The sequence below is a fragment of the Idiomarina rhizosphaerae genome, from assembly GCF_024159085.1.
Taxonomy (GTDB): Bacteria; Pseudomonadota; Gammaproteobacteria; order Enterobacterales; family Alteromonadaceae; genus Idiomarina; species Idiomarina rhizosphaerae.
Window position 1 is genome coordinate 268,063 of sequence record NZ_JAMZDE010000006.1, and the last position, 26,564, is coordinate 294,626.

Genomic DNA, 26,564 nt, shown 5'->3' on the forward strand with positions numbered 1-26,564 from the left:
TTTCTAATGTCAGAGATTAGAGAGACTTCATTGTCCCTTTCGGAAGAACGGAAGTCACAGAACCTTTCTGAATGGTTACTTCAAGCTCGTCAGTCAAAGCAATAACGAGAAAGTCTTTGTCTTCGCTTACTTTAGTGATTTTACCGACCAAACCACCTTGAGTCAGCACTTCATCACCCTTGCTCAAAGCACCCATCAGCTCTTTATGCTGCTTGACACGTTTTGCTTGTGGACGATAAATCATGAAGTAAAAAATTAACGCAAACATGACCAGCATGAAAATCAGTTCCATACCGCCACTGCTCTGGCCGCCGGCCTCTTGCGCATATGCTGAGCTAATAAAAAAGTCCATAAAATTCCCTCAGTTAATTTAAATTTATTATTAAATTTCGGATAACCATCTCACGATATGGGGACAGTTACTCCAGAATGCAATTCAATTTTTCTAAGGCGGCTATACTATCAGAAAGTTTAACGCCGCTCAGTATTATCAAATATCATATCCCAAACTTTTAAGCCGACGCCGTAAACCTATTTGAGACACTTGCAAATCCCACATCATTTTTTCAGTATCGGAACGGTTCTGCTCATAACTCTTTTTAATCTCTTCTTCGGATAAATCCTGCGCTGTGCGAACCCCTTCAAAGCGCTGAATCAGCTGATATACCGATGCCCGTGAGATGCCCAAAGCTTTTGCTGTTGCCTGCAGCTCAAACCGGCAACTACGCAATGTTTCCAACAGCTCATCTCTGCTGACGCTGTTGGGCTTACGATGAACGCTGGTTTCATCTTCCCAATGCCCGGGGTTGCTCGGCTTAAGCATAGATAAAAGTTGCGGGTCAAGGTGCAGTTGCTCTTGCTCGCGGCTATCAATAACGACCTGCCGCGCGACATTTCGCAACTGTCGTACATTACCCGGCCAATGAAAGGTCAGCAGTTGGCTCATCAATTCACCGGGAATTTTGACATCATGAGAGCGGTCAGCGTAAAGCTTACGCCACTGCTCACGTACAAAATAATCGAATAACAGACCGATATCTTCACGGCGCTCGGTTAATGGCGGGATGAATAATTGATAAGCTGAAAGCTTTTCAATTAGCATGGACAGCGTTGAATTCTCTTCAAAGCCGCCAGAGTCCTGATGGCTGGTCAGCATAATACGGCAAGTAATTGGCAGCGTTTCCTCTGTCCCAACAGGTACTACAGATTTGCTTTGTAGAACAGTATAAAGCAAACGGTGTAAGCTCGGCGAGGCATCCTCGATGTCTTCCAGCACAATAGTGCCGCCACCGGCTTGTTGGAAATAGCCGGGTTGTCGGCTACCGCCACGATAGCTACCAAACAATTCAGCTTCTGCAACCGCATCGTGTATTGCAGCCAGATTAACACTAATAAAGGGTTGTTCCCGACGCTCGCTGGCCTGATGAATAGCGTAGGCCGCCTGTTGTTTACCCACTCCGGCAGCACCTCTAATCATAACCGGCAAGTCCATTCCAGCCAGTTGGGCAACGCGATTCCGAATGGCGCGAATATCCGAGCTAATACCAAACAGCACATCGTTGTCATCTACCGAGGAATCTTGCAGCGGCAATAACTTTAAAAGTAAAACGATACGGTGGTTTAGGCCAATAACGACACCGTTATCCAGGTCACTTTCTTTCAGAATATATTCGTCCTGAACACCGCGCCCGGCAATAGTGACTGTTGTTTTGGTGCTATGCGCCTTTAGCTTAATACGGCCACCTGATTCGCGCTGAAAAATGATTGGAGAACGGCTGATAAATTCATCAAGCAATGCTCTGCCGGCATTACCATTTTTGGCGAATTCAGGTTTTACCCTGCTTAGGTAGTCACTTCCCTGACTGTGTAAATCCATTAACGCTGCGCGTTCACCAATCCGCGACCGATCAGGATGCGCTGCGATCACTAACATTGGAACTCGCTGGTAGCTACTAACGAGATCATCAACTACATGTTTTGTCGTGTACTCGGTTGCACTCATTCTCGCTGATCCTTAGCCCAACAGCAGCTTTTAAATTGATGCCATCATAAAATTATGAAGTCTAAATAGCCAATCAATTTGTGCTGGGAATCAATAAAGGTTAATGACAAACTAAGTTATACCACTGCTACTTTTTGATGACTCATGGAATTGATATTTTACTGGACAGATCACGCAGGTGTCGCGGTTTTTGCGGTAGCTGGCACTTTATTAGCGTTTCGCAAAAAGATGGATGGTTTTGGTGTACTTGTTTTAGCCTCAGCGACAGCGATTGGCGGCGGTACAACGCGCGATCTCATTCTTGGTTTACCGGTTTTCTGGACACATGACCCTGCCTACCTCTACACCATAATTGTTGCAGCTCTGCTCACCATTATATGGCTGCGGTTCAGAGCCTATATTCCTATGAACACACTAATGGTTGCAGATGCTATTGGTCTGGCCTTTTTTGCGACTATGGGCGCGGAGAAAACCCTATCAGCCGGTTTTCCACCCTTTATCGCTATCATCATGGGCACCATATCCGCCTGTTTTGGTGGCATGCTGCGTGATGTTCTGGCGCGCGATATTCCAATGGTCTTAAAAAGCGAACTGTACGCCACCACCTGTATTATAGGCGCAACCGTTTATGTCATGCTCGTGCCCTATCAACCTTTAATAGCATTAGCTGCGGGCATGACTTCAACATTGCTCATTAGACTTGGAGCAATAAAGTTTAACTGGTCACTGCCCGTGTTCCGGGATCATCAGGACCATTAGTTATGTTGAGCATGGTTTATTTCTTTAATTCGCGGGGGTAACTCATGTTAAGTATGATTGGTCTGGTTGGCGGCCTTGTGTTGCTTATCGTACTCACTCTAAAAGGGGTAAACCTGTTTATCAGTGCCCCTCTGTGCGCCTTTATAGTCGCGTTGTGTAGTGGAGTGCCGCTACTGACCGGTGAGGTCAATTTCGTTAGCGCCTATATGGACGGCTTTGCCAGCTTTGTTGCCGCCTGGTTCTTTATGTTCCTACTCGGTTCTCTGTTTGGTAAGTTTATGGAGGATACCGGAGCAGCCGACAGTGTTGCGAGTTGGATCATCAATAAACTCGGTCGCAAGCAGGCAGTTCTGGCGGTGGTACTGGCCTGTGCGATTCTAACCTATGGCGGTGTCAGCGTTTTTGTTGTCGCTTTTTCGGTTTACCCAATGGCGCTCAGTTTATTCAAAGACGCCAATCTACCACGGCGTTTTATTCCGGCAGCACTGGCCTTTGGCTCCGTCACTTTTACTATGACCTCGGCGGGCTCACCGGAAATCCAGAACTGGATACCCGTGAAATACCTCGGTACATCACCTTATGCCGCATGGGAGGTCAGTCTGGTGGTCGCGGTACTAATGGCAACCTTCGGCTACTGGTGGTTAAGAAAGATTATTAACCGCGCTATAGCCAATGGTGAAACGTTCGAAGCACGTGAAGGCGACCCGATATTGCTGGAACGCAAGTTGCCTTCACCCATTAGTGGCTTAATTCCACTGTTAGTTGTTCTGGGGCTCTCTTTCACCTTTCACGACACCCTGCAGCAGAACGCGTTAATTGTTGCTTTGCTGGGCGGTGTAATTGCTATTGCAGTTATTAACTTTAAGCATTTTCACAAACCCCAAACCGCCATTCACGAAGCAACAACAGGAGCTTTAGTGGCTATTGGTAACACTGCTGCGGTAGTCGGGTTTGGCAGTATCGCTAAAATTACGCCGGCCTTTGACGCTGCGGTCACCGCCATGACCAGCTTGCCGGGCAATGAATTAGTGGGGGCAGCGGTTGCAGTGAGTGTTATTGCCGGGTTAACCGGTTCAGCATCCGGTGGACAGGCTATCGCCTTACCTGAAGTAGGCCCGCACTACATGGCTGCGGGCGTTAACCCTGAGCAATTGCACCGTATTGTTTCGATATCTTCAGGTGCGCTCGACTCTTTACCTCACAACGGTTACGTGGTCACTACTATTCGCGCTATTTGCAACGAAAAACACAGCGCCGCTTACTGGGCCGTTGCCGCGGTAACTGTTGTAGTGCCGTTAATGGGCCTGGCCGTGGCTATTGGACTGTTCATGCTGTAAACATGGAACTCAAGAGCCGCCCAACAGGCGGCCTTTGAGCTTATCTTTAAGACTGTCTCCAACTTTGGCTTTTAACAACTCTTCCAGTTGCTGGCTTTGTTCACCTGACTCATTGTCCCATTGAGTCAGGTTTTCAAGCAGGCCTTGCTGCCCACCTAATTGCTCTGAAACTTTGGCAGTAAGGTCGGCTTTTATTTCGGCCAGTTTTTCATCGGCTTCACTCATCGCGGATTGAGTCAAGGCATCACCTAGCTGGTCATCTAAATCAGATTCAAAACTCAGCGATGGCCGCTGAATATCGCCGCCAATATTGGTAGTAATATCTAACCGCTCTAGTTGCTTTAAAGCACCTGCAACCGCAGAGGTCAGTTTGCTGCTGCCCTCGGCTTCTAAGTCAAGGTTCAGCATCCGTACCATGGCTTTCCCGTCCAGTTTGTTCTCTCGCACTAGCACGGTTCCGTCACTGTCCATCATAGATGATAAAATATTGGCACTGAGCGCGCTGCTGTTACTAAGCCCCAGATTGTTCAGTTTTGCACCTTTTAACTGCCATTGTTGTTTCGCATCAATGCCCAGGTCAGTCAGCGACAATTCACCATTCAGGTTAAACGCATTCCACAAGTCGCTGTTATCAGCCCGAGCCTGATACGTCGTCGGCTGACCCAGTAAATTATGCTGGTGGGTAATATTTTGCCAGTCGACATCAATAACCGTACCGCCGACCATAAATTCAGTGCGCGCCTTCTTAATTAAAAACTCCGGCGGTGCGTTATCATCAGCAAAGGAAATTCTCTGCCCCTCGCCGCGAACAGGTTCTACTGTTGCAGAGTTGTCCGAACGAGCCAGCATAGGACCCAGCTGTTCATAGGCAAGAAGTACGTACTTACTCCACTCCCGGGCTTTTTCGCCTAATAACAAGCCAGTCACGTTCTCTAAACCACTTCCGTCCAGACTGAAAAACGACTTAATTCGGTCAATATCGTTACCCGGCGCGTTCTTAAGTTCGGTTATTTGCTGTTGCACTACCTCTTTCGCTTGCTTCACTTCATCACGAAAATTACTGACAGCTTCTTTGTCTGCCCGAATCGAGTCTTTTAACTCATCTAAAGCCTCTTTTCTCGCCGCAATATCAGCCAAACCTTCTACTTTGCCTTCGGTAATTTGCTTAATTTTCTCTTCGTATTCTTTTGTTTTGTCCTTACTGGGCAAAGCTTCTCTAGCTGCTTTAACCTCTTGTTCTTGCTGCTCATAGGCTGCTTTGGCTTCATCAATCACCGTTTCTGTACGCAAATCAACCTTGCTGACAATTTCGTCTACAGAAGGTAAGGACGTGGTCAGTTTATCCCAGGACTGATTAGCCCAATTTTGTACGTCTTCTTCGTCCGGCATGACATACACGTCACCTTCGCTTTCCCGGGGTTGATTAACGCGTACTCCGGTCATAGTAAGCTGTTCAATTAAGGTTCGGCCAAGCACAATTTCTGTAGGGCTAATGTCAGCCGACGCTTCACCAACCTGTACCCGGTTATTTTGCGGTGCATTAGGGTCGGTAACCTGAATACCAGCCAAAGTCAGAGATAGAGGTACCCAGCTATGCTCAACACGCTCAATATTAACTTCAGCGCCGTTCAGTCTTCCCAGCGTGTGCTCTAGTGTGATTTTTATAATGCCGTCCAGAAACAACCAGGATATAGCAACCAACAGCAATACGAACCCGGCAAAAACGGCCAGCCCCGGCCAGCGAATGATACTGCGTTTCATACTCACCCCCTCAAGTCCGTATAGATCTGCCAGAAACGGCTACCGCGAATAACCTGCACCACGCGTAGTTTCATTATTTGAGCCTGAATTCTTTTACGGTAATTGGTAATAACCCAGTAACTCAACGCAGCCACTACCGGCGCGGCAATCAACGCGATAACAAAGCTGCCCATAGTAATGGTGTGATTAAACATGGACAGGCGTCCTAGTGCGGTCGCATACAGTGCTTCATAAATGCCCTGCCAGCCCGATGCCTCTAATAAGCTCAAGCCGACACTGTGGAACCAGGGGTCCAGCAGGTAAGCGATACCAGAGAAAATACCAAAAGATACAATGAATAAACTGAGGTTTACGCGGAATATTAATGCCGCCAACAAAATAATTAAGTTATGAATTCGCCATAGCGGGGTTAACCCCATAAACATTCCTAATACTACAGCTAACGCAAGTGCCCAGGCACTGGTTTCAGAATTCAAAGCTTTTAACAGCTTTGCCAGAATTGTCAGCATTCACCTGACTCCTTTGAAAAAGATAAAATAGCAAATCTGCTTGTTATCCGTCATCTTTCTAATATAGTGTGAGTTGCATTTATTACGCAAATAATAAGCAAATAACTTACATAATTTTTAACGACTTCTGAGTACTTTACGACATGCAGCAACACGTTCACCTTATCATAGATAACGCCGCCGACTGGCAGCCTTATTACCCTAGTCAAAGCCTACTCACCGCAAGTGAATACTTACAATCGGCACACTTGCAGAGTCGTTATCACGTCTTAAATTTGTGTAACGACTTATCTTACCTGTCAACGGGCTACTACGTCAGTCTGCTGGCAGAGGCTCGCGGACAAAGAGTCATGCCATCGGTAGCGACCATTAATGACCTGACTAACTTTTCTCATTATCAGTTACTGATTAATACCGCCGACCGATCACTCACTAAATATTTGCAAAATCGTGACGAAAAATCTCTGTCGTTACTGATTTGTTTTGGCTTATGCGAGCAGCCCGAGCTGGCGTCTTTTGCGCGCCAAATTTTTGAGCGCTATCCGTGCCCTATTCTAAAAGTTGAGCTGGAATTTAACGGCCGCTGGCACATCAACAAGCTGACATCAGGTGCACTGAATCAGTTAACTGATGAGCAACAAAGCTTTTTTGGTAACTCACTGGATCATTTCAGTAAACGTGTATGGCGCAAAGCGCGCACCCGCAAAGAATACCGTTTTGATTTAGCCATTCTGTATAACCCGGACGAGGCCATTCCGACCAGTGACAAAAAAGCATTGTCATTGTTTATTAAAGCCGCGAAAGAAGCCGATATCGAAGCTGAACTGATTACCGCAAACGACTTCAACCGTTTGCTGGAGTTTGATGCGCTTTTTATACGGGAAACCACCCGCATTAACCACTATACCTACCACTTTGCGAAAAAAGCCGAAGCCAACGGTATGGTAGTGATTGACCACCCGGACTCCATTGTTAAATGTGCCAATAAAGTGTTCTTAAAAGAGTTACTGGATAAACATAAGGTGGCGACACCAAAAACAGAACTCTTGTTGAGCCAATCAGATATCGACTACGAAGCAATAGGCGAACGTTTGGGTTACCCGGTTGTGCTGAAAATTCCTGACGGCTCATTTTCTATTGGCGTAGAAAAAGCAGAAGACTTAGCTCAGTTTAAACAAGTGGCAACGGAGCTTTTCAAGCAGTCCACTATATTGCTGGCACAAGAGTATATGAGAACCGACTACGACTGGCGTATTGGTGTGCTGAATAACCGCCCCATTTACGCTTGTCAGTACTTTATGGCGCGTAATCATTGGCAAATTTATAACCACAGCGAGTCCTCTTCGCGTGGTAAAAGCGGTTCTTTTGCCACTTTAGGCGTGCATCAGGCTCCTAAAGATGTGGTGCGGCTGGCATTACAGGCAACTCGCTTAATTGGCGACGGCCTGTACGGTGTGGATATTAAACAAACAGCGCAAGGTCCGGTTGTTATCGAAATTAATGACAACCCGTCAATTGAATCTGGTGTGGAAGACAAACACTTAGGTTATGAGCTTTACCGGCTAATAATGGCTGACTTTGGACGACGCCTGGATGAATACTGAGTTTCGCATTGAGCGGGCAGATAAGAACGACCTTGAACAATTAGTTTCTTTAGAACGTGCAACTTTTAATTACAGTTGCATTAGTCGTCGCAGTTTTAAGCGGGTAATTGAGTCCAACCACAATTACTGCTGGGTGGCGCGCTCAGGTAACGATTTAGCCGGGTATGCTATTGCCTTTACCCGGCGTAACAGCAAAGTATGGCGCCTGTACTCAATAGCCGTAGCTCAGAGCTTTCGCGGTTTAGGGGTAGGTAATCTGCTTATGAATGAAGTGCTGAATTCGGCGAAGAGCAGCGGTGCTGTTGCCATGTCGCTGGAAGTAAAAAGCGACAACAAGGCCGCTATTCACTGGTATCAAAGCTGTGGTTTCGAAACCATCGATATTCTGCCGGAATACTACGATGACGGCAGCGACGGTTTCAAAATGCGCTTTACTTTTTGTCCGGAAAGTCAGTAAACACGCCCTCTACGCCAGCTTGTTTTAACCACTGGCGTAATTGCGCATGAGACTCCACGCCTTTGGGTAAGTCATCCGCCCGCAAGGTATAAACATGAACATCCAGACCTTTCTCTTCCGCTGACTTTAAAACACTGTCCCATTCCGGCTCACCGTTTTCATTAACTCCGGTCAATACGTGGTTTACCCACAAGCCGACACCTTCAGCGTAGCTTTTTACTGACTCCAGCCCGGCACCCGTGCGCATTGCGCTGTAATCAATATCGGTTTCTCCCCACTCATTGTCACCCACCAGCTGAATTAACGGAAAGTCCCAGTTAAATTCACGCTTTAAGCGACGTAACACTTCCGGGTCAAAAGACTGCAGATAAACCGGTGTTGGCCGTTTGTCATGGTATCCGTTGTGAGCTAAAACAGACATCACTGCCGCCGTCGCGTCGTACCCTTGCTGCTGATACCAGCGCGGAGATTTGATCTCGACATAAATGCCTGTCGACATATCCCGAACGCGATTCAGCTCCTGAATCAGTTTGATTTCCTCATCCAGCGTTTGTATCGGAAACTGAACTTCGGGGTGAGAAAACCGCTTAGGGTAAACCAGCTCATAATCTTTATGCCGGGCGACCATAGTTAACTGTTTAAGCTCTTCCAGCGAAAAATCGACCACATAGTATTTCCCATCGGGTCGGTGCTTTTCAGGGAATACTTCGGAGACATTGGTTACATGATCCAGAATTTCATCATGCAGAACGACCGGAACGCTGTCACGGCTCAGTTGCACGTCCTGCTCTATATAATCCGCTCCCAGCCCATGAGCCATAACGGTGCTGGCCTGAGTGTGTTCCGGCAAATAACCGGAAGCACCGCGGTGCGCAATGTCCAGAAACTGCGGAACTTGAAGGTCATGGAACGGTGCATCCGGCGTCTCGTCCTGCGCCTGAACTGCGGTTGCTGCTACCAATAAAAACAAACACCCAAAAATACGTTTAGTCATTGTTCCAGTTAACCTCTAGTACCTTATCGCCAAGCTCGCGATAACGTGTCATTAATACGTCAATGGGTTCCGGGTCAGGGTTTAACCCGCGTCCGCGCAAATATTCCGGGTTATACAGTTTACTTACTGAGCGCTCACCTAAATCACAGGAGAAGGTCACAATGCGGTGTCCCGGCCCTTTTCGTAAAGCTGCCGCCAGTGCGCCAGCAACATTCAGCGCCGAGCTACTCCCCAGAACAATACCATCTTCGTCTCTGATATAACGTGACAAAGTCACTAAATCTTGATCGGGCAAATTAACCGCGTGATCAATACGTGCCTGGCGGAAATTATCCACTAACCGCATAATACCAATGCCCTCCGTCATAGAGCCGCCATTCGACACATACTCGCCGCTGCGTAAAAACTCATAGATACCGGAACCATCCGGGTCAACTACCCAAACATCCAGCTCCGGGTTCTGCTCTTTTAAGAAACGTGAGTTACCGCCTATAGTGCCGCCAGTGCCTGCCACAGACACTAAAACGTCTATTTTCCCTTCGGTTTGTTCCCATATTTCCGGGCCGGTGTGAAGGTAGTGCGCCCGGGCGTTACTGGTGTTTTCAAACTGGTTGGCCCACCAGCAGTCATCGCGTTCTTCCGCTAAACGGCGTGCCGTATGATAAAAGTGGTTTTCATTTTTAAAAGGAACCGGATCAACGGACATAAGCTCACCGCCATGTAAACGGATCATACGCTCCTTTTCCGGTGTCTGGTCATTGGGCATGACCGCTAACATACGCAAGCCGTAAGACTTTGCCACAACAGCCAGGCCAATACCTGTATTACCGGCTGTACCTTCAACCACCGTCATACCCGGCTTTAATTCGCCGAGTTCCATAGCGTCATCAATCAGTTGCTTAGCCGCGCGATCCTTAATGGAGCCGCCCGGATTCTGGAACTCACATTTAATAAAGATATCGCATCCGGTTAAATCAGACAGCGACGGTATACGAAGTAAATCCGTCTGCCCGATAAGATCGCTCTGCCGCGCGCCAACTCTCATGCCACTGCACCTTTAATCATTCGCTACTGTAGGTAAATAGTATCTCCCCTGTACCCTTTTGGTTCAATAGCACTTTTGGTGCAATGCACAGAAGGAGCGCACAATTTTTGTGCAGAAAAATCCAGAAAATATTTTTTATTTATAAATATCATGAATTTAAGTTATGGCACGCTTCATGAAGTAAAAGGGTTGCTTAACAATATTTTAATAAGGAAAGCACCATGAAAATGCTCGTTGCGTTAATCAAACCCTTCAAGCTGGAGGATGTGAAGCAAGCGCTGTTTGAAATTGGCTGCAAAGGCCTGACAGTAACCGAAGTCCGGGGAGTAGGACGTCAAAAAGGGCATACCGAACTGTACCGGGGCGCCGAATATCAAGTCGACTTCCTGCCCAAAATGAAAATTGAGCTGGCGGTTCCCGACGAAACCGTCGAACGAGCTCTGGAAGTCGTCATTGCCGCTGCTCATACCGGCAATATCGGCGACGGAAAAATATTCGTTATGCCGCTGGAGCAATGCGTTCGCATACGCACCGGCGAAACCGACCAAGACGCCCTTTAAGGAGCCCATCATGGAAGCACAAAACTTACAACAACTCACTTTCGCGGTAGACACCTTTTACTTACTCATATCCGGGGCGCTGGTTATGTGGATGGCGGCTGGTTTTTCCATGCTGGAGGCGGGTCTGGTCAGAAGCAAAAACACCACCGAGATTCTGACCAAAAACATCGTGCTCTACGCCATCGCCTGTATTGTTTACCTGGTTATCGGCTACAAAGTCATGTACCCGGATCCTTCAACCTCAGCTTACGCGGCTGACGCCAATTTCTTTTTCCAGATGGTGTTCGTTGCCACCGCTATGTCGATAGTCTCAGGTGCCGTTGCCGAGCGTATGAAGCTAATGAGCTTTCTGCTGTTCTGCGTCGTGCTTAGTGCGGTCATTTATCCGGTACAGGGCTTATGGACCTGGGGTGGTGGAATGCTGACAGAATGGGGCTTTGTCGATTTTGCCGGCTCCAGCATTGTGCATTTAACCGGTGCATCAGCGGCACTTGCTGCGGTTCTTTTACTTGGCCCTCGCTCCGGTAAATACCTCAGTGACGGCAGTATCAACGCTTTACCGGGCTCAAATATGCCGCTGGCAGCGCTGGGTACCTTTATTCTATGGTTTGGCTGGTTTGGTTTTAACGGTGGTTCACAGTTAGCGCTAAGCACCGTTGACGACGCCAATGCCATAGCCCGCGCCATGGTAAACACGAACACCTCGGCCGCAGCCGGCACTATCGCCACTCTGTTGTTGACTAAACTGCTTTGGAAAAAAGCCGACTTAACCATGATTTTAAACGGTGCCTTAGCCGGCCTGGTTGCCATTACCGCACAGCCTGTTACCCCAGAGCCCTGGCTTGCCGCCGTTATCGGATTTATTGCGGGACTTATTGTCGTGCTCTCCATTATTGGGCTGGATAAACTTCATATCGATGATCCGGTCGGTGCTATTTCGGTGCACGGTGTGGTCGGTATTTTTGGCACTCTTGTGGTGCCGCTCAGCGATGACGGTGCCAGCTTTGTTATTCAGTTAGCCGGTGTCGGTACCATTTTCTGCTGGGTGTTTTTCAGTAGCCTTATTGTCTGGGCTATACTCAAGCTAGTATTGGGCATTCGTGTGACTAAAGAGCAGGAGTATATCGGCTTAGATCAAGTCGATTGCGGCGTTGAAGCCTATCCTGAGTTTACCTCGAAAAAAGACGGGTAAAAGGCTCTTTATTGCCAGTTTCGCCCATTCTTGATAACGTTTTTAACCATCATTTTCCGGAATGGGCGAACAAATATGTCGACATCACGAGAGTATGTTGAAGAGCTTTTAGCGAAAGCAGATATTCGCATTAACGGTGACAGAGCCTGGGATATGCAGGTTCATGATGAAACCGTATTTGATCAGGCACTGTCGCGCGGTAACCTTGGCTTGGGTGAATCCTATATGGCTCGTTTGTGGGACGCCGAGTCACTTGACCAGTTTTTCTTCCAGCTACTGCGCTCCGGCATTCAGGATGAAGTTAACCCCGCCCGCCTTATTTTCCATTCCTTAAAAAGCCGAGTCTTCAACTTACAAAGTAAATCCAAAGCCTGGGAGGTTGGTCAGCATCATTACGACATGGGCAACGACCTTTATCAGTCGATGCTCGATGAACGTATGGTGTATACCTGTGGTTACTGGGAAAAAGCCAAGGACGTTGATGAAGCACAACGACACAAACTTGAACTGTGCTGTAAAAAACTGGGATTGAAACCTGGTATGCGCGTTCTTGATATTGGTTGTGGCTGGGGCAGCTTCATGCAGTATGCCGCGGAAAATTACGGTGTCGAATGTGTTGGGGTCACTATCTCTAAAGAGCAGGTAGCCCTTGGCAAAGAACGCTGCAAAGGCCTTCCAGTAGAATTCCGGCTACAGGACTACCGCGAGCTTGATGAACAGTTTGATCGCGTTATTAGTTTAGGGATGTTCGAGCATGTCGGTCAGAAGAACTACGACGACTATATGGATGTAGCTCTGCGCTGCACCAAAGAAGACGGCCTGTTCCTGCTGCATACTATTGGTAAAAACGTCAGTGATACCGCAGCCGATCCGTGGATCAGCAAGTATATTTTCCCGAATGGCGAAATTCCGTCTATTTCACAAATTGGCACAGCATTGGAAGAAAAGTTTGTCTGCGAAGACCTGCACAACTTTGGTGCCGATTACGATAAAACCTTAATGGCCTGGTTTGAAAACTTCGATAAGGCCTGGCCATCTATTAAGTCACAATTTGATGACGAATTTTATCGTATGTGGAAATACTATTTGCTGTCCTGTGCTGGTGCGTTCCGGGCGCGTGACATTCAATTGTGGCAATGGGTGTTATCGCCCAAAGGCAGGGTTGGAGGATATTTACGGCCTCAACTTTAAGAGGCCGTATTAACCTAACCGCTAAAATTCTGTCATAAAGATATTCCAGAAAACCAAAAACAGGGCTGCAATCAGTGGCCCTAAAACGAAACCCGTAATTCCAAATAAGGACATACCGCCTATGGTGGAAAACAGCACCAGATAATCCGGTAATTTGGTATCACGTCCCACCAAAACTGGACGCAACACGTTATCGGCTAAACCAATCACTATGGTGCCATAAGCCACTAGTATGGTTGCCTGTATCCAGCTTCCTGTAGCGTATAAATAGATAGCCACTGGTGCCCATACAAAAGCAGCTCCCACAGCCGGTATCAGTGACAAAAACGCCATAACCACACCCCAGAGTAAAGCTCCGGGAATACCAAGTAATGCGAGAATAATGCCACCTAAAGCACCCTGAACTATGGCGACGACAATGTTTCCTTTTACCGTTGCCCGCGTAACGCCCGCAAACTTGCTAAAAAGTTTACGCTCCCGGTCATCACCCAAAGGTAATGCCCTCACCATAAGGTCAATTAAATACTGTCCATCTCTTAGCAGAAAAAAGGTTAAATAAATCATCAAACCCAGGCTGAGAAGAAAAGAGAAGGTATTTTGACCAAAGGCTAACGCCTCTTCAGCTAAGAATTTACTAGCAGTAGCTGCGCCTGACGATATTTTCTCCCGCACATCGCTGGCTTTAATATCAAACTGCGCAAGTAAATCATTAATTACCGGGAACGCATTTTGGATGTCATCGAAGCGCTTACCCGGATTAATCTTACCTTCGTCCAGTCGCTGATAGAAGCTAACGCCCTCCTGCACGAAGGAGTACGAAATACCCAGCGCCGGAATCACCACAATAACCAATGCAATCAACAAAGTTACAAGAGCCGCTCTGTTTGGTTTGTCTCCAAACTTATTTTTCAGTTTTTGTTGTAGCGGGTAAAAAATAACAGCCACCACACAAGCCCAAAAAATAGCGCCCCAAAACGGTATAAGCACCCAGGCGAAGGCGATACTGACTAAAACCAATGTCAGTAAAAATGACCGCCGTTCTAAAGATTCCCGCATAGCTCGTTCCTTGATGTTAATGATTCTCGGCTTAAAGACTTGACAGAAGTTAATATTGATAACAACCTCAAGATAGCTAACTGCCTAATTTATCACAACTGATAAGAATAAATGCCTAAATCAGAAGATCCAAACAGCTTTACTAGCTGGCTTAAAGAAAGTGTAGTCAACTTTACGGAAATGAACGCCGAAAAACAGGTGTTCATTGGCTTTGTGTTGGCGATACTTATAGCGGCTATTATCAGAGTCATTGAAATAACTGGCGGCCTCCCGAGCCTTTACGAGCACCTACTTTACTTTCCCTTAATTTTTGCCGGTTTACTGCTGGGATCACGCATTGGTGCCTTGGCCGGTTTCATGTGTGGCGTATTACTCAGCCCATTTTCTTTCTCCGAGTCGCTGATAAGCAGCAACGAAATTGCTGGCGGCTGGGTGCTTCGCATGGTCGCTTATACTCTTGTGGCCACTATGGCGGGGATGATTGCCAAAGTCATAAAAGAATTGAGCGGCGCCGAACAAACTGCCAAATTCAAATATCAGGGAACGGATCTTCCCAATATCAACGCCCTTCTAAAACAGTTAGAAACCATCGGCCATAGAAAAGGCAGCTCACCCGATGACCTGGTCGATATTTTCAACTTCCGCTTGCAGAATATGGATAAAATTCAACAGCAAGTCGGAACCGAAAAAGCCAACGAACTGGTTAAGCAAATGGCTGTTCAACTGAAAAAACTCCTTGGAGACCAGGTTCAGGTTGGTCAGACTTCAAGAAATGAGCTGGTTGGGGTTCGCTCTGAAGCTGAAGAAGACTCAAAAGAACTAAAACAAAAAATAGAAAACTTTTTGGAAAAACCCATAGTCATTGACGGCGTTTCTTATCAAATGGACAGTACCGCCGGCGTGCTTCGGGTGAAAAAGGAACAGCTTAAAGAAGACCACCAGAAAGTTTTCGACGAAGCTCAGTCACATGCCTTTAACGCTTTTCAAAAGAAACAGCAGTTTTCGTTTCTGGAGCAAAGTGAGGCCATTGACCAAATTGAAGAGGTCACTTTTTCGCGTCAGTTTAGCGAGGCAATGAAGAATAACGATATTCAGCTTTACTACCAGCCTCGCCTCAATACCAATTCCGGCTATTTCTCCGTACTGGAAGTTTCAGCCAAATGGGTGCATCCCAAGCGCGGCAGTATGAGTTTGGAAGAATTTAAACCAATGATAGAAGAGGCTTCTTTAACACAGCAATTTACGTCATGGATTATTCAACGCACCTTTAAAGACTTGCGGGTATGGCAAAAACAAAAAGTCACTGTGCGCGTCGCCATTAACGTCACCATTAATGACGTTGTCGACCCACTTGTGCTCAATGTATTAGCGCACGAGTTGCAGGAAACCAAATTTCCGGCACAGAATATTAATATAGAGGTCAGTGAGCGAGCCTTAATGTCACTTTCCGACAAATCGAAGCGCTATCTGGAACGTCTACGTAGCATTGGCTGCAACGTCATCGCCTCGCATTTTGGGGAAGGCCGCTCCACAATACAGTCGCTGTTTGTTCTGCCTGTAGATGCAGTAAAGCTGTCTGAGGAACTAGTGCAAAAAGCCACTTCCCACAGCGATCAAAAACGAGAGCTGGCGTCTATGGTCAAAATGGCCAGAGCCCGTGGTTTAACAACCATAGCTACGGGCATCAATGACCGCGCTAAGCTGCTACTGTTAAAACAAACAGGATGTGAGGAATTACAAGGTTCTATTCTTAGTAAGTCATTGAAGAAATCAGAAATACCCTGGGCACGGATACGATAATGAAAGACGAAAGAAAATTAATAATACACAGAAAATGGCGTAAACCCTTTTTCAAACGCCCGGAAGTTATTCTGGTGCTTATCTATATTGCTGCCGCAATTGCCTGGGAACTAGGCTCGAAAGCGTTAATTCCACAACTACCGCTAGAGGCGAAAACAAAATACGGGCTTATGCAGTGGGAGCCGTGGGGGTTCGTTGCGTTATCCGTCATTTTCTTGTTTTTTTATACTCGTATCTGGGTCTTAAGACTCAAAAAATCACGGGAATTACTACACAATTACCTTAGCAACAGTCCGACAGTCCATTATGAGCTTAGAGCACTGGAATCGGGTTTTCGTGTGGATTGGGTTAGCCCTAACTGCGAGCGTATTATGGGTTACTCACCAGAAGAGGTCATGGCGCCAGGCTGGTGGTTAAGTAACATTCATTCTAATGACGTACAGGTCGCTAAAAAGACCGCTTTACGGGGACTTGAAGAAGATCAGTTTGTTTATGAATACCGATTTCGGCATAAACAAGGGCATTTCGTCTGGGTGCGGGACGAACTACGCCGCAGCGGTAAGCGTCCTCTTCGCTTTCAGGGTTCCTGGACAAATATCTCTGCCGACTACATTGATAATGCCAATATCAATACCGGCAAACTCTCAGAGCACGGGGTATTATCCGGAATAGCACTACTTGATAACCAGCGCCGGGTCATCGCTGTTGATTCACCTTTTACTGAAATTTCAGGCTTAAGTGAGGCTATTTGTCTTAATTCAAAGCTTGAGGAATTACTGGCGGCAACCGACATTGATAATGTTGACGGGCACTTCCCTTGTGAACAGAGTATTCTGATTGTTGGACGTAATGCTGAAAAACAACGTTACTCAGCCATTTTAACCGTCAGAGAAAGTGCCAATGGTTTTCCTGGACAAGCGGCTTACATTGCCACTTTAAGCGATGTCACCCGAATGAAGTTGCAGCAGCGGCAATTGCAAAAACTGGCCTTTTTTAATGAGTTAACCGGCTTACCTAATCGCAACTCACTTTCTTTAGACTTAGCCCGATTGTTGGATGAGTTACCCAGCGATCGGCTGGCCGCCGTAATCGTAATGAACGTTGATCATTTTCATCAGGTGAATGACCGGTATGGTCACCATATTGGCGATAAAATTTTACAGCGCCTGTCACAGAGACTAAAGGATGCAATTCCTTTTGGCACCAAGCTTTATAACCTGGGCGGTGATGAATTTGCTGTCGTTTTGAACCATATTGTTGAATACATTGATATTCAGAACATCATTTTGCAAATTCAGGCCGCGTACGAGCCTCCATTCTTATTGTCCGGCAGCGAGCGACAAGTGCAACTGGCTGCCAGTATTGGCGCCAGTGTCTACCCACTTGACGGTTACGATGCCGAAAAGCTTCTGGCTCAGGCCAATTTAGCCATGAACTCAGCTAAAGACGAACATAATGAAAGCAACACTTACTTTAAACAGGAACTGGAAACTCGCTCTTACGATGAAATTCAATTAGAAGAAGACGTCCGCAGTGTGTTGCAAACCGAGCAAATGCAGCTGGTGTATCAACCCGTGCTTAACATGCAACAGCAGATGGTCGGCGTTGAGGCTCTGCTGCGCTGGGAGCACCCCGATCTTGGTACATTGAAACCCGACCAGTTCCTGCCGCAATTTGATGCCAATGGCATGCTGGACACTCTTGGAGTCTGGGTAGTCGAACACGTTATAGCGCAAGTTGATCAATGGCAGCAGCAAGACATTGTTCCCGGAAAAATTGCCATTAATCTGGCAACAGAGCAAATTTCACAGCAGCTTTATCAGACGGTGAGCCGGTTCATTCAGCACAATCCCAAACTGGCTAAAGAACTTGAGTTTGATTTAAGCGAAAGTAGTTTAAACGAACCGCTGCCGCACACTCTGGAAATTATTGAACAGTTGCATCAACTCGGTATAACTCTGGTGATTGACCGCTTCGGTAAAGGTATTGCCAGTATGCTGCATTTGAAAACCATGCCGGTGAGTAAAATTAAAATAGAAAGAGAGTTTATTCGCGATCTTGATACTAACGAGCGCTCACGCAATTTGGTGCGTGCGGTTATTCGCATGACTTCTGAGCTGGGACTGGAAGTACAAGCGGTTGGCGTAGAAAACCAGGCCCAGTTAGGTATACTCGCCGAATTTGGCTGCCAATACTGGCAGGGTGAGCTTTACAAGTTACCGCAAACCGCCGACACCGTATTTACTCAGGACACTAACTAGCCCGGTCTGCCATTAAGGCCTCATAAACCTGAGTAATATGAGGGTCGTTGACGCCCAGTTGCTGTAGCGCCAGCTGTAACTTGACCAGGTATTCGGCATTGGGTCCGCTGGGACCGGACGAACGAGCGATATGTCTGGCAATTTCCGACGCCGGAGCCTCGCCAAGAAACGCTTCGTTGTCTTTTGTTGCAATATAAACAAGGCCTTCTTGTTGGCTGCCGTCACGAAAGCTCATAGGCGTGGTGAACCTTAAATAGCCGTTTTTCTCACGATGATCTAAATGCCCGAACACATCGGGTGAGACTTTGTAGGCCATTCCCGTGCACTCTTCACCCGGAGTTTCTGTTAAAGTCAGTACCCTGCCCGGAGCTTCGGGTGTACCCCGATGGTCGTGCGACCCTTGCCAGAAACGTCGTGACCATCCTTGTATTGAGGCAGCCGCCCGTTCCAGATACGGAAAGTCGACTTTATAAATCAGTGAGCCATAACCAAACAACCAGACGGCCTCCAGCCCACTTAAGTCCTGCCGCTCTTTATTCATTGCAATGGTATCGTGTGACATACTGCTCTGCCTCAATGTCGCCTGACTATCTAAAGGGGGCGTAGCCTGACGTTTACGTCAGGATAGATATTTCACCTGACATAAATGTCAGCCTACATGCGCTCACCTGACATGAATGTCAGGCTACAGCGGCTTATAGCCGATACGGAAGCCGCCCCAATGTTTTCCATTTACATAAACGGGTACCGATAAGTCGTGCATAACCTCGCCGGTATCGCGCTTATAGGTCTGTAACAATAACGTTTGCGTGTGAGCTCCGCAACGTGCCCCGGTTTTGTCATTAAATAGCCGACGCGAACGGTTGCCGACCAGGTCTTTCTTCGGGTCACCTGTTAACGGTTTATTAAACGCATCGTTGTGCCGCGCCACATAGCCTTTCGGATCAGTGGCAATAGCGTAAATAATGTGTTCATGCCGCTTCAGAGTTGGCTCCTGAATAGCAGGCAATATACTCTCGAAAAACTCCGTGTAAGGTGTCTTGTATTTTACCGGCTCGGTTCCTGGAACCGCTTGGTAATCTCGCGAAAACAGTTGTTCTGACGTCAGCTCGCCTTGCTCAATAGCCTGCTCTAAACGTTGCCCAATTTGTTCAGCGGCGTCGGTTGCGGCCTGGTAAATCATTCTATGTTCAGCGTCGGCATCATTTTCAACCAGGTGTGCGAATAATTGCTCCGACTGCAATTCCAGTTGCTCGGCCTGCCCACTTACGTCATCCAGTTGCTGGTACTGTTCAGATAAGTCTGAGTTTACAGAATGCAGAAGCTCGCCGTTGCGGGAGAGATCTTCTGCGTTCTCACCCATTAACCCGGTAATTTTCTGCAATTGCTGCTCCACCGTTTCAGCTTGTTCTACAATACTGGCCAACTGTTCAACAATGCCCTCGGTTGTTTCCGACTGCTGTTCAATGTGCTTTGACAGCTGCTCAATATTATTGACCGCAACCGTGGTTTCATTATGAATCGCTTCTACCAAATTACTCACTTCTACGGTTGCATCCGAAGTTCGCCCGGCAAGCGTTCTGACTTCATCGGCTACGACCGCAAAGCCACGACCATGTTCACCGGCGCGCGCCGACTCTATTGATGCATTCAGCGCCAGCAAGTTGGTTTGTTCAGCGATGCTGTCAATAACCTGAGTCACTTTACGAATATCATCGGCTTTAGCCTGCAGTCCTCTGACCGCTTCAGCACTTTCGCGGCTGTCCGCCACTACCAGAGCTATTTTTTGAGTGAGCTGCTTTATTCTTTCGCGGCCTTCGTGGCTTATCTGCTTGGTTTGCTCTGCCGCAACAGCCACTTCCGATGAAAAGCTTTCTATTTCCTTCGCCCGCTCACTAACCCTTGACGAGTTATCAACACTCTCTTTCAGGCGCTCGACAATATCCGCTAAAACGGTTTTAAACCGGCTTATCGCAAAACTAAGCTCCGCGGTCGCTATCGCATTTTTACCTGAGTTTTCGGCCAACTGATCCGTGCCGTCACCCTCAAGGGGCTCTTCATCACCCACCATTCCAGCAGAGTTAAAATAGCGGGCATAAAACCAGCTCAAGCCAATGAATAATAGGCTTTGCAGACATAACTGCAGCCACAGCCAGGGCACAAAAGAAAGGACAAGAACACCGGCGGCTATCGCCAAAGCCGTTATTAACAAAGGAGGTTTCACATCAACTGTGGACATTTATTTGCTTCCATAAGGCGTAAAAAACGCAACGTACCATGTATAATTATCGAACAGTTTCTATGAAACTTTATGGTGCTGCACTACGACCTTGGTAGCAGGTGCAGACGGGCAAAGCACCCGCCTGCGGTTTTTAAGGTTGGAAATTAACGATCTTTGTCGGTATCAGAGTCGTTGTCTGAGCCCAATTCTTCCTGCTGACGAAGGTAACCAGCGGCCTCTTCATCAGAAGTCTTCGACTGCGATTGCTGCAATCTGTCCTGGTCTGTTGGAATGGCGCGGGTCTGCTCATTTAACTGATGTATCTGTGAGGCATTGCCCAAATCGCGATTACTGGTTATAGAAGCAATAGACTCGCGGTCTTTCAGGAAGTCGATAACATCCTTACGGATAGACGCCATTTCGTCATCCGATTTATGCATTTCCAGAATATGTCGCGGATGCTCCAGATTTTTCATTCCGGTTGCAGCGAAAGTGGTCGACACAATACGTGACACGATAACCCAAGGCGTAATACTACTGCGAACCAGCGTATTCTCTGAGCGAGTACTGTCGTGAATACCGGTACCGGTTGAAATTTTAGACTCAGTAAAGGTTCCTTCGCACTTAAAGTAAATAAGCATGGATTCAAACTGAATTTCCGCATAAAACAGATGCGCGATATTAGCGGCTAAACCCGCAAATGCCCGCAGGACATAGCCAATAAGATAAAAATGAGCGGCAGTCATGACTCCGCCTGCTAAGGTCATTAAGTCGCTATAGGGAGTCTCTTCAGTCAGCCTATAGTTCATGCTATCAAGAAGTTTGACCACATCGACTGCTGCATAGGCTAAGAAAAACGTAAAAACCACACCGATAATGAACAAGCTATTACCCAGCAACAAGCTGACCAAACGCGACTTATCAAATAACCCGCCCAGTCCCATAGGTTTTACCTGAGGCTGAATTTCCTGAATCATCTCGCCGCTAAAGGCGCCTTTGCCGTCAACGTGTTCCTGCAAGTTAGGGTCGAGTTCACGATACACCCGGTTTGGCACTTCGCGATAACGGCGGTTTGCCATTACCAGGTTGTCGAGGTTAATAAAAATCTCTTTAGGGTGCACCGACTCCTGCCAGTTTTCCCGTAATTCAGAGACTTCAGAAACCGGATTCGCATGGGCTAAACGTCTTTTCAGCAACACCACAGTGACAGCCGTGCAAACTAAAGCGCCAACAAAAATGCCAAATAAGTACCAACCGGCATGAAAGTCCGGCAAAGCCGCATAATATTGCTCAACCGTTGCCGCCGTTACGTCTGTTGCAGCCATCCACCAGCTCACTACCAGCCCTACCACAACAGGCAACAACAAGGCGAAGGCAATAATTTTGACCAAATCGCCACTGCCCATAGAGTCAATAGTCTGCTCTGCCCCACGGGATATCGCCTTACCCGCGGCCTTCCATACGTGCATGATGTAAAGCGTCAGTAAAACAGTGTAGACAGGGAAAGCCAGCACGCCTGCGTCTCCGGCAAAACCAGCCAGGGACACAAAGGCAGCAAAGCCAAACGCAACCATTGCCGTAAGAGTACGCACCCAGGCACCTAATAAGCGTTGCGCCATATTACGAATGGGGTAAGGCATAAACAGTAATTTGGGAAATACCGTGTGAGCTATTCGCGCCAGTAAGCCTTTGGGTTCAATAAAGGTGCTGTTTTTGCGGCCCATAAGCATCTCTTCCAGAGCCTGATCGTTATAAGCAACATAACGCGACTCTTCCTGCGCAGTACTGCGCTCAGACTTACTAAAGTTAGGAGCCAGTGATGTAGGGTGATTACGGCCAACAAAGTAGCGCAGCATTGCCATAATGCCGCCGCTAAGTACCTTAATGCCTACGGCCAGAAGTGAAATACCAAAAATAGCCAGTACCCAACCCATAATCGGGTCTTGCTTTACAGAGCCTGCTCCGGCTACCAGCAAATAAACGCCAAACAGCGATTGCACAACCCCACGAATACTCGTTACCAAGCCTTCGGTTTTAAACGGGTTTTTTAACCCAAGATCAATCGAACCGTAATCAAACGCCACCGGATTTCCCCTACTCAATGCCTGCTTAAAATAAAGGCATTAGGTTAGCGGTAAGTTAACTACTGAGCAATAGAAAAATAAAAGCCTGAAAGCATTGAGCTCCATTGACATCAAGCCATGTGCGTAGCAATCTAAGCCTCTATTTTACTACCAAGCGGCACAGACTATGAAAACCATCGTTGATCACCTGGCACAGTATGCGGCTTATCACCGGAACCGTAAGAATGTAATGACTCATCTTGTCGGTATTCCGCTGATTGTTGTCGGCATCATTAGTTTATTATCTCGGCCTGCGCTACCCTTGGACTACTTTTTGATTACCCCTGCCAACTTAGTTGTTCTGGCGGCGGTTATTTTTTACATCCGCCTGGATATCAAACTCGGTTTACTCATGACTATTTTGCTATGGCTGTCGCTATCAGTCGGGCGTGACATAGCCGCATTACCAACCAGCTTATGGCTTAGCTGGAGCATTGGTCTGTTTGTTGTCGGCTGGGTATTTCAATTTGTCGGCCATTATTTTGAAGGCCGCAAACCGGCTTTTGTTGATGATATTATGGGCTTAGCAATTGGCCCCCTATTCGTCGTAGCAGAGGTCGTATTTATGTTGGGCTTTAGAAAGGACTTAAAAGCAGCGGTGGAACAAAAATTATGATGGAACTGGATTACCCGCAGTGGTTTCATGATTGGGCAGCAACCCAACCCTGGGCCTACACAATTGGAGCCTGTTTTTTCCTTGTTATAGCGGTTTGGTTGTCTCAGCTTGTAACCAAACACGTTTTACTGCGCGGTATTTCCCGTCTGCTGTCTCAAACCCAGCTAGGCAGTGACCCGGGCATCGGCATTCGCGTTATTGTCAGCCGCCTGGCTCAGGTTGTTCCTGCGTTAGTGTTGTCCGGCGGTATTTATCTGGTGCCGGACTTACCGGAAACGGCCACCACCATCATACGTAACATCAGTATTGCTTACCTTATACTAACTCTTGCGCGTTCGTTCAGCGCGGCCATGACCAGCGTTAACGAAATATACACCCGGCAGCCTGACGCGCATACAAAACCAATAAAGGGTTATCTGCAAATTGCGAAAATAGTCGTCTATGTAGTGGCGACTATTCTCATTATTGCCTCACTGCTGGACCGCTCTCCGGTTATTCTGCTGTCAGGAATTGGCGCCATGGGTGCGGTTGCCATGTTGGTATTTCAGGACACCATTTTGTCACTGGTCGCCAGTATTCAGCTCTCATCTAATGACATGCTTCGTGTAGGCGACTGGATTGAAATGCCCCAGTTAAACGCTGACGGCGATGTCATTGATGTGGCACTGCATACGGTTCGGGTACAAAACTGGGATAAAACCATTACCAACATTCCCACCAAGCGCCTTATTTCCGAGTCGTTTAAAAACTGGCGAGGCATGCAGGAAAGCGGTGGACGCCGTATAAAACGAGCTTTATACATTGATCAGAACAGTATTCACTTTTTGTCCGCAGAGCAAAAGAAAAAGCTAAAACGGTTTTCGTTGCTTAGCGAATATCTGGAGCAAAAAGAAAAAGACATATCGGAATGGAATGCAGGGCTGGAGAAAAAAGGTTTCGACCCTATAAATGGGCGTCAGGTAACGAATATTGGCACCTTTCGCGCATACATAAAGCAGTATTTAATGCACAGACCGGACGTACATCAGGGAATGACACTCATGGTTCGCCAGTTAAACCCCGGGCCTCAGGGGTTGCCCATTGAAGTGTACTGTTTTAGTAACGATACCGCCTGGGAAATCTACGAAGGTATTCAGTCCGACATTTTTGATCACTTGTTTGCCATACTGCCACAATTTGACTTACAGGTTTTTCAGGAAACCTCTGGCCAGGACGTTCGTTCAGCGGTACAAGCGCTTGAGATTAAACCAAGAAGTGATGATGAATAAGTTAAGACTGAACTAACACTTTACTGTCATTAAGTCTTCATGTTTGCGGAGTAATTTCTTTTACTCTGGGAAAAATGCATGGAGTAAAACAGTGAAGCAATTTAACCGACGTGACTTTTTAAAGCTATTTGCAGCAACTGGCGCAGCAGTCACCGTATCAACAGCATTACAGGGCTGTGTAAGTATTGGCAAAGCCAGTGAGCGCAGCTCCGTCAAGTTTGACCACGGCGTAGCCAGTGGCGATCCAACTTCAAACGCCATTTTGTTGTGGACTCGCGCAGTCCCGGAAAATAGCGCAGAGAAACAAGTAACGCTGGGCTGGGAACTGGCCGCCGATGAAAACTTTTCAAAGATCATTCGCTCCGGAACAGCCACAACAAGCGCCAGCCGCGACTATACAGTCAAAGTCGACGTTACCCAATTATCGCCAAACCAGCGTTACTACTATCGTTTTTTAGGTAAGAACAGCAAAAGCCCCTCCGGCAAAACACAAACGCTTCCTGAATCTGGCTTAAGACCACTGAAGTTTGCGGTTTTCTCCTGCTCTAATTATCCCGCCGGTTACTTTAACCCATACTCCGAAGCGGCAAAGGACGACTCTATTGATGCGGTCATTCATTTAGGTGACTACATATACGAATATGGAGCTGACGGTTACGCCACCGAGGGTTCCAAAGAAATAGGTAGGGGCTTACCCGACAACAACAATACCGAGCTCTTCACTCTGACCGACTACCGCCGTCGCTACGCGCTTTACCGCACCGACCAAGGGTTACAGGCGCTGCACGCACACGCCCCTTTTATTGCCGTATGGGATGACCATGAAATTAGTAATGACACCTGGAAAAACGGCGCAGAAAACCATCAGGAAGATGAAGGTAGCTTTATAGAAAGACGCGCAGCCGCGGTTCAGGCGTACTATGAATGGCTTCCTATTCGTCCGCCACAAGGCGAAGCCAACCTCACTATTTATCGTGATTTCAAATTCGGTGACTTAGTCGATTTGATCATGCTGGATACCCGCGTCATCGGGCGTGACAAACAACTCAATTATGACGACTACCGCGACGTAGAAAGCGGCCAGTTCAATACCCAAAAATTCCAGCAGGACATGTCCTCTGACCGCAGTATCATGGGCAAAAAGCAGTTACAGTGGCTGGTTAATAAACTGAATAACAGCTCGGCGCGCTGGCAAGTTTTGGGGCAACAACTGCTTATGGGGAAAATGAACTTTCCTGCAGCCGCATTCGCGGCAGATGACCGCAGTAAAGTCACACCACTGCTGTTACAAATAGCGGAGCTTAAAAAGCGCCTTCAGAACGGCGAAGAGTTAACAGCCCAGCAAAAGGCAATGGTCACTCAGGTTACGCCCTACAATCTCGATGCCTGGGACGGTTACCCCATTGAACGTGAGATGCTGTACCGGGCGGCGCAAAAAGCCAACAAGCAACTGGTGGTTATTGCCGGTGACACTCATAACGCCTGGCACAGCGAGCTGCGCAGCTCTGATGGTGCTCACATTGGAGTCGAGTTTGCCACGTCTTCGGTCTCATCTCCGGGAATGGAAACTTACCTAAGTCTGGACACAAAAACCGCAGAACAGCTGGCAAAAGCACTTCCTACGCTTATAGAAGACTTAAAATATACCAACCTGCATCAGCGTGGTTATATGAACCTCTTTGCATCCGAGGACGCGGTAGAAGCGGAATGGGTATTCGTGGATACGATTCGCAGCAAAGACTATCGGGTAGTGAATAAGCACAGAGCGCGCTACACGGGAAGTTAGTTTAAAACTCATAAAATGAAAA

22 protein-coding genes are annotated in these 26,564 nt (G+C 47.4%); 12 read left to right on the forward strand and 10 right to left on the reverse strand.

All coding sequences use genetic code 11. From position 1 onward, the window contains the following. Positions 1-16: 16 nt before the first annotated feature. Positions 17-352: a preprotein translocase subunit YajC gene (yajC, locus tag NJR55_RS06960; protein ID WP_253619051.1), complete on the reverse strand. Its 336-nt coding sequence runs from the start codon at positions 350-352 to the stop codon at positions 17-19. Positions 353-490: 138 nt separating this feature from the next. After that, the gene (locus NJR55_RS06965; protein WP_253619053.1) at positions 491-2,002 is read right to left on the reverse strand and encodes a sigma 54-interacting transcriptional regulator; all 1,512 of its coding nucleotides are present in this window, start codon (positions 2,000-2,002) and stop codon (positions 491-493) included. Positions 2,003-2,146: 144 nt separating this feature from the next. Between NJR55_RS06965 and NJR55_RS06970 the strand changes: the two genes are divergently transcribed. Continuing rightward, positions 2,147-2,761 (forward strand): trimeric intracellular cation channel family protein, encoded by a 615-nt coding sequence (locus NJR55_RS06970; protein WP_253619055.1) that lies wholly within the window; start codon positions 2,147-2,149, stop codon positions 2,759-2,761. Positions 2,762-2,805: 44 nt separating this feature from the next. After that, the gene (locus NJR55_RS06975; RefSeq protein ID WP_253619057.1) at positions 2,806-4,098 is read left to right on the forward strand and encodes a GntP family permease; all 1,293 of its coding nucleotides are present in this window, start codon (positions 2,806-2,808) and stop codon (positions 4,096-4,098) included. Positions 4,099-4,107: 9 nt separating this feature from the next. Here NJR55_RS06975 and NJR55_RS06980 read toward each other — a convergent pair whose 3' ends face one another. Both NJR55_RS06980 and NJR55_RS06985 read right to left on the reverse strand, forming a co-directional pair. Next, positions 4,108-5,859, reverse strand: coding sequence for a TIGR03545 family protein (locus NJR55_RS06980; protein ID WP_253619059.1), 1,752 nt, complete (start codon positions 5,857-5,859; stop codon positions 4,108-4,110). A gap of 2 nt (positions 5,860-5,861) precedes the next feature. Next, positions 5,862-6,368, reverse strand: a complete 507-nt coding sequence (locus NJR55_RS06985) for a DUF2062 domain-containing protein (protein ID WP_253619061.1) — start codon at positions 6,366-6,368, stop codon at positions 5,862-5,864. Positions 6,369-6,511: 143 nt separating this feature from the next. Here NJR55_RS06985 and NJR55_RS06990 point away from each other — a divergent pair, with 143 nt between their 5' ends. Further along, complete coding sequence (locus NJR55_RS06990; RefSeq protein WP_253619063.1) at positions 6,512-7,972, forward strand: RimK family protein; 1,461 nt, start codon at positions 6,512-6,514, stop codon at positions 7,970-7,972. Then, positions 7,962-8,429, forward strand: coding sequence for a GNAT family N-acetyltransferase (locus NJR55_RS06995; protein ID WP_253619065.1), 468 nt, complete (start codon positions 7,962-7,964; stop codon positions 8,427-8,429). Before NJR55_RS06990 ends, NJR55_RS06995 begins: the two co-directional genes overlap by 11 nt. On the opposite strand, the gene glpQ is transcribed toward NJR55_RS06995, so the two are convergent. Next, the gene (glpQ, locus tag NJR55_RS07000; protein WP_253619067.1) at positions 8,404-9,423 is read right to left on the reverse strand and encodes a glycerophosphodiester phosphodiesterase; all 1,020 of its coding nucleotides are present in this window, start codon (positions 9,421-9,423) and stop codon (positions 8,404-8,406) included. The two genes, NJR55_RS06995 and glpQ, sit on opposite strands and share 26 nt — an antisense overlap. Further along, positions 9,416-10,468: a cysteine synthase A gene (locus NJR55_RS07005; RefSeq protein WP_253619069.1), complete on the reverse strand. Its 1,053-nt coding sequence runs from the start codon at positions 10,466-10,468 to the stop codon at positions 9,416-9,418. The genes glpQ and NJR55_RS07005 overlap by 8 nt, the downstream gene beginning before the upstream one ends. 221 nt (positions 10,469-10,689) lie before the next feature. Here NJR55_RS07005 and NJR55_RS07010 point away from each other — a divergent pair, with 221 nt between their 5' ends. From NJR55_RS07010 to cfa, 3 genes are all read left to right on the forward strand, one after another. Further along, positions 10,690-11,028 (forward strand): P-II family nitrogen regulator, encoded by a 339-nt coding sequence (locus NJR55_RS07010; RefSeq protein WP_011235392.1) that lies wholly within the window; start codon positions 10,690-10,692, stop codon positions 11,026-11,028. Between the two features lie 10 nt (positions 11,029-11,038). Continuing rightward, positions 11,039-12,220, forward strand: a complete 1,182-nt coding sequence (locus NJR55_RS07015) for an ammonium transporter (protein WP_253619071.1) — start codon at positions 11,039-11,041, stop codon at positions 12,218-12,220. A gap of 75 nt (positions 12,221-12,295) precedes the next feature. Further along, complete coding sequence (cfa, locus tag NJR55_RS07020; RefSeq protein ID WP_253619073.1) at positions 12,296-13,411, forward strand: cyclopropane fatty acyl phospholipid synthase; 1,116 nt, start codon at positions 12,296-12,298, stop codon at positions 13,409-13,411. A gap of 21 nt (positions 13,412-13,432) precedes the next feature. On the opposite strand, the gene NJR55_RS07025 is transcribed toward cfa, so the two are convergent. Then, entirely contained in the window at positions 13,433-14,467 is a 1,035-nt protein-coding gene (locus tag NJR55_RS07025) for an AI-2E family transporter (protein WP_253619075.1), read from the reverse strand. Positions 14,468-14,578: 111 nt separating this feature from the next. On the opposite strand from NJR55_RS07025, the gene NJR55_RS07030 reads away from it, so the two are divergent. Together NJR55_RS07030 and NJR55_RS07035 are read left to right on the forward strand one after the other, a co-directional pair. Next, positions 14,579-16,267: an EAL domain-containing protein gene (locus NJR55_RS07030; RefSeq protein ID WP_253619077.1), complete on the forward strand. Its 1,689-nt coding sequence runs from the start codon at positions 14,579-14,581 to the stop codon at positions 16,265-16,267. Next, positions 16,267-18,528, forward strand: a complete 2,262-nt coding sequence (locus NJR55_RS07035) for an EAL domain-containing protein (RefSeq protein WP_253619079.1) — start codon at positions 16,267-16,269, stop codon at positions 18,526-18,528. The genes NJR55_RS07030 and NJR55_RS07035 overlap by 1 nt, the downstream gene beginning before the upstream one ends. Here the strand turns inward: NJR55_RS07035 and NJR55_RS07040 are convergent. The 3 genes from NJR55_RS07040 to NJR55_RS07050 all read right to left on the reverse strand — a co-directional run bounded on the left by NJR55_RS07040 (position 18,521) and on the right by NJR55_RS07050 (position 22,833). Next, a complete protein-coding gene (locus NJR55_RS07040) occupies positions 18,521-19,090 on the reverse strand; it encodes a gamma-glutamylcyclotransferase (protein WP_253619081.1) in 570 nt (189 codons plus the stop codon). The genes NJR55_RS07035 and NJR55_RS07040 overlap by 8 nt on opposite strands. A gap of 123 nt (positions 19,091-19,213) precedes the next feature. Then, positions 19,214-20,767 (reverse strand): methyl-accepting chemotaxis protein, encoded by a 1,554-nt coding sequence (locus NJR55_RS07045; protein WP_253619083.1) that lies wholly within the window; start codon positions 20,765-20,767, stop codon positions 19,214-19,216. A 146-nt stretch (positions 20,768-20,913) separates the two neighbouring features. Beyond that, a complete protein-coding gene (locus NJR55_RS07050; RefSeq protein ID WP_253619085.1) occupies positions 20,914-22,833 on the reverse strand; it encodes a hypothetical protein in 1,920 nt (639 codons plus the stop codon). A gap of 166 nt (positions 22,834-22,999) precedes the next feature. Here NJR55_RS07050 and NJR55_RS07055 point away from each other — a divergent pair, with 166 nt between their 5' ends. The 3 genes from NJR55_RS07055 (at position 23,000) to NJR55_RS07065 (ending at position 26,542) form a co-directional block, all read left to right on the forward strand. After that, a complete protein-coding gene (locus NJR55_RS07055; RefSeq protein ID WP_253619087.1) occupies positions 23,000-23,488 on the forward strand; it encodes an Mpo1 family 2-hydroxy fatty acid dioxygenase in 489 nt (162 codons plus the stop codon). Next, the gene (locus NJR55_RS07060; protein ID WP_253619090.1) at positions 23,485-24,756 is read left to right on the forward strand and encodes a mechanosensitive ion channel family protein; all 1,272 of its coding nucleotides are present in this window, start codon (positions 23,485-23,487) and stop codon (positions 24,754-24,756) included. Before NJR55_RS07055 ends, NJR55_RS07060 begins: the two co-directional genes overlap by 4 nt. A gap of 91 nt (positions 24,757-24,847) precedes the next feature. Continuing rightward, positions 24,848-26,542: an alkaline phosphatase D family protein gene (locus tag NJR55_RS07065; RefSeq protein ID WP_253619092.1), complete on the forward strand. Its 1,695-nt coding sequence runs from the start codon at positions 24,848-24,850 to the stop codon at positions 26,540-26,542. Positions 26,543-26,564: the final 22 nt, after the last annotated feature.

What these genes read in the sequence shown, in the direction of transcription:
- NJR55_RS06975 (WP_253619057.1), top strand. Translation starts at nt 2,806, where the DNA reads ATGTTAAGTATGATTGGTCTGGTTGGCGGCCTTGTGTTGCTTATCGTA.
- NJR55_RS07025 (WP_253619075.1), bottom strand. Translation starts at nt 14,467, where the DNA reads ATGCGGGAATCTTTAGAACGGCGGTCATTTTTACTGACATTGGTTTTA.
- NJR55_RS06980 (WP_253619059.1), bottom strand. Translation starts at nt 5,859, where the DNA reads ATGAAACGCAGTATCATTCGCTGGCCGGGGCTGGCCGTTTTTGCCGGG.
- NJR55_RS07015 (WP_253619071.1), top strand. Translation starts at nt 11,039, where the DNA reads ATGGAAGCACAAAACTTACAACAACTCACTTTCGCGGTAGACACCTTT.
- NJR55_RS06990 (WP_253619063.1), top strand. Translation starts at nt 6,512, where the DNA reads ATGCAGCAACACGTTCACCTTATCATAGATAACGCCGCCGACTGGCAG.
- glpQ (WP_253619067.1), bottom strand. Translation starts at nt 9,423, where the DNA reads ATGACTAAACGTATTTTTGGGTGTTTGTTTTTATTGGTAGCAGCAACC.
- NJR55_RS07040 (WP_253619081.1), bottom strand. Translation starts at nt 19,090, where the DNA reads ATGTCACACGATACCATTGCAATGAATAAAGAGCGGCAGGACTTAAGT.
- NJR55_RS07060 (WP_253619090.1), top strand. Translation starts at nt 23,485, where the DNA reads ATGATGGAACTGGATTACCCGCAGTGGTTTCATGATTGGGCAGCAACC.
- NJR55_RS06965 (WP_253619053.1), bottom strand. Translation starts at nt 2,002, where the DNA reads ATGAGTGCAACCGAGTACACGACAAAACATGTAGTTGATGATCTCGTT.
- NJR55_RS07005 (WP_253619069.1), bottom strand. Translation starts at nt 10,468, where the DNA reads ATGAGAGTTGGCGCGCGGCAGAGCGATCTTATCGGGCAGACGGATTTA.
- yajC (WP_253619051.1), bottom strand. Translation starts at nt 352, where the DNA reads ATGGACTTTTTTATTAGCTCAGCATATGCGCAAGAGGCCGGCGGCCAG.
- NJR55_RS07035 (WP_253619079.1), top strand. Translation starts at nt 16,267, where the DNA reads ATGAAAGACGAAAGAAAATTAATAATACACAGAAAATGGCGTAAACCC.
- NJR55_RS06970 (WP_253619055.1), top strand. Translation starts at nt 2,147, where the DNA reads ATGGAATTGATATTTTACTGGACAGATCACGCAGGTGTCGCGGTTTTT.
- NJR55_RS07055 (WP_253619087.1), top strand. Translation starts at nt 23,000, where the DNA reads ATGAAAACCATCGTTGATCACCTGGCACAGTATGCGGCTTATCACCGG.
- NJR55_RS07010 (WP_011235392.1), top strand. Translation starts at nt 10,690, where the DNA reads ATGAAAATGCTCGTTGCGTTAATCAAACCCTTCAAGCTGGAGGATGTG.
- NJR55_RS07045 (WP_253619083.1), bottom strand. Translation starts at nt 20,767, where the DNA reads ATGTCCACAGTTGATGTGAAACCTCCTTTGTTAATAACGGCTTTGGCG.
- NJR55_RS07030 (WP_253619077.1), top strand. Translation starts at nt 14,579, where the DNA reads ATGCCTAAATCAGAAGATCCAAACAGCTTTACTAGCTGGCTTAAAGAA.
- cfa (WP_253619073.1), top strand. Translation starts at nt 12,296, where the DNA reads ATGTCGACATCACGAGAGTATGTTGAAGAGCTTTTAGCGAAAGCAGAT.
- NJR55_RS06985 (WP_253619061.1), bottom strand. Translation starts at nt 6,368, where the DNA reads ATGCTGACAATTCTGGCAAAGCTGTTAAAAGCTTTGAATTCTGAAACC.
- NJR55_RS06995 (WP_253619065.1), top strand. Translation starts at nt 7,962, where the DNA reads ATGAATACTGAGTTTCGCATTGAGCGGGCAGATAAGAACGACCTTGAA.